Source organism: Bacillus sp. SD088, assembly GCF_017355205.1.
In the GTDB taxonomy this organism is placed as follows: Bacteria; Bacillota; Bacilli; order Bacillales; family Bacillaceae_C; genus Lederbergia.
Genome location: NZ_JADIJK010000058.1, coordinates 1 through 3,217, shown reverse-complemented (window position 1 = coordinate 3,217; position 3,217 = coordinate 1). Strand labels below are relative to the sequence as shown.

General features: G+C 52.7%; 1 rRNA gene. It reads right to left on the bottom strand.

Going from position 1 to position 3,217, the window contains the following annotated elements:
* Positions 1-161: 161 nt before the first annotated feature.
* Positions 162-3,114, bottom strand: a 23S ribosomal RNA gene (locus IPU53_RS24580).
* Positions 3,115-3,217: the final 103 nt, after the last annotated feature.

Genomic DNA, 3,217 nt, shown 5'->3' with positions numbered 1-3,217 from the left:
CATTATTAATCCAGCTCCAGTGCCCAGCGACTAGAAAACTTCTACGTTTCTTCCTACGATAAGTCAACATCAGTTCGTCCTATTGGACTCACTGTGTTTCCTTTATCTCGTCAGAAACTAGGAAGTTTTTACGTCGCTAAACGGGCACTTCCGCTTTTTGTTAGATTAAGTCCTCGACCGATTAGTATCCGTCAGCTACATGTGTCACCACACTTCTACCTCGGACCTATCAACCTGATCATCTTTCAGGGGTCTTAAGGCTTACGCCTAGGGAAATCTCATCTTGAGGGGGGCTTCATGCTTAGATGCTTTCAGCACTTATCCCTTCCGCACATAGCTACCCAGCTATGCCTCTGGCGAGACAACTGGTACACCAGCGGTGCGTCCATCCCGGTCCTCTCGTACTAAGGACAGCTCCTCTCAAATTTCCTGCGCCCACGACGGATAGGGACCGAACTGTCTCACGACGTTCTGAACCCAGCTCGCGTACCGCTTTAATGGGCGAACAGCCCAACCCTTGGGACCGACTACAGCCCCAGGATGCGATGAGCCGACATCGAGGTGCCAAACCTCCCCGTCGATGTGAACTCTTGGGGGAGATAAGCCTGTTATCCCCGGGGTAGCTTTTATCCGTTGAGCGATGGCCCTTCCATGCGGAACCACCGGATCACTAAGCCCGACTTTCGTCCCTGCTCGACTTGTAGGTCTCGCAGTCAAGCTCCCTTGTGCCTTTACACTCTGCGAATGATTTCCAACCATTCTGAGGGAACCTTTGGGCGCCTCCGTTACCTTTTAGGAGGCGACCGCCCCAGTCAAACTGCCTGCCAGACACTGTCTCCCACCCGGATTACGGGCGTGGGTTAGAAGGTCAGTACAGCAAGGGTAGTATCCCACCAATGCCTCCACAGAAGCTGGCGCTCCTGTTTCCACGGCTCCTACCTATCCTGTACAAGCTGCACCGACATTCAATATCAGGCTGCAGTAAAGCTCCACGGGGTCTTTCCGTCCTGTCGCGGGTAACCTGCATCTTCACAGGTACTATAATTTCACCGAGTCTCTCGTTGAGACAGTGCCCAGATCGTTGCGCCTTTCGTGCGGGTCGGAACTTACCCGACAAGGAATTTCGCTACCTTAGGACCGTTATAGTTACGGCCGCCGTTTACTGGGGCTTCAATTCGCACCTTCAGGCAAAGCCTTAAGCGCTCCTCTTAACCTTCCAGCACCGGGCAGGCGTCAGCCCCTATACTTCGCCTTGCGGCTTTGCAGAGACCTGTGTTTTTGCTAAACAGTCGCCTGGGCCTATTCACTGCGGCTCTCTTGGGCTTTCACCCATAAGAGCACCCCTTCTCCCGAAGTTACGGGGTCATTTTGCCGAGTTCCTTAACGAGAGTTCTCTCGATCACCTTAGGATTCTCTCCTCGCCTACCTGTGTCGGTTTGCGGTACGGGCACCTCCCGCCTCGCTAGAGGCTTTTCTTGGCAGTGTGGAATTAGGAACTTCGGTACTATATTTCCCTCGCCATCACCGCTCCGCTTTAAAGAGAAGGATTTGCCTCCTCTTCAGCCTAACGGCTTGGACACAGTTATCCAACACTGTGCTTACCTTATCCTCCTGCGTCCCCCCATTACTCAAACGGCGGGGAGGTGGTACAGGAATATCGACCTGTTATCCATCGCCTACGCTTTTCAGCCTCGGCTTAGGTCCCGACTAACCCTGAGCGGACGAGCCTTCCTCAGGAAACCTTAGGCATTCGGTGGAAGGGATTCTCACCCTTCTTTCGCTACTCATACCGGCATTCTCACTTCCAAGCGCTCCACTAGTCCTTACGATCTAGCTTCACAGCCCTTGGAACGCTCTCCTACCACTGACACCGTTGGTGTCAATCCGCAGTTTCGGTGATCCGTTTAGCCCCGGTACATTTTCGGCGCAGAGTCACTCGACCAGTGAGCTATTACGCACTCTTTCAATGGTGGCTGCTTCTAAGCCAACATCCTGGTTGTCTAAGCAACTCCACATCCTTTTCCACTTAACGGATACTTGGGGACCTTAACTGGCGGTCTGGGCTGTTTCCCTCTCGACTACGGATCTTATCACTCGCAGTCTGACTCCTGAAGAACAAGTCATTGGCATTCGGAGTTTGTCTGAATTCGGTAACCCGGTGAGGGCCCCTCGTCCAAACAGTGCTCTACCTCCAAGACTCTACTTCAAGGCTAGCCCTAAAGCTATTTCGGAGAGAACCAGCTATCTCCAGGTTCGATTGGAATTTCACCGCTACCCACACCTCATCCCCGCACTTTTCAACGTACGTGGGTTCGGGCCTCCAGTAAGTGTTACCTTACCTTCACCCTGGACATGGGTAGATCACCTGGTTTCGGGTCTGCGACCTCATACTCATACGCCCTATTCAGACTCGCTTTCGCTACGGCTCCGTCTCTTCAACTTAACCTTGCATGAAATCGCAACTCGCCGGTTCATTCTACAAAAGGCACGCCATCACACGGCGTTTTTCCAAAGGAAAATACGCATTGTGCTTTGACTACTTGTAGGCACACGGTTTCAGGATCTATTTCACTCCCCTTCCGGGGTGCTTTTCACCTTTCCCTCACGGTACTGGTTCACTATCGGTCACTAGGGAGTATTTAGCCTTGGGAGATGGTCCTCCCAGCTTCCGACGGGATTCCACGTGTCCCGCCGTACTCAGGATCCACTCGGGAGGGAACGAAGTTTCAATTACAGGGCTGTTACCTTCTCTGGCGGGCCTTTCCAGACCGCTTCGTTTACCCCGTTCCTTTGTAACTCCATGTCGAGTGTCCTACAACCCCAAGAGGCAAGCCTCTTGGTTTGGGCTGTTCCCCTTTCGCTCGCCGCTACTCAGGGAATCGATTTTTCTTTCTCTTCCTCCGGGTACTGAGATGTTTCAGTTCCCCGGGTATGCCTTCCAATTCCTATGTATTCAGAATTGGATCCTACCCCATTAAAGGTAGGGGGTTTCCCCATTCGGAAATCTTCGGATCTACGCTTGCTTACAGCTCCCCGAAGCATATCGGTGTTAGTCCCGTCCTTCATCGGCTCCTAGTGCCAAGGCATCCACCGTGCGCCCTTAATAACTTAATCGTCATCCAAAAAATAAGCGGCGAATCTCTGCGTCAACTGCGCTCATTCACATCCTCACGCACGTTAGTGCGCTCCGGTGCTCGTTCGCTTGTTTCCTTGAGCT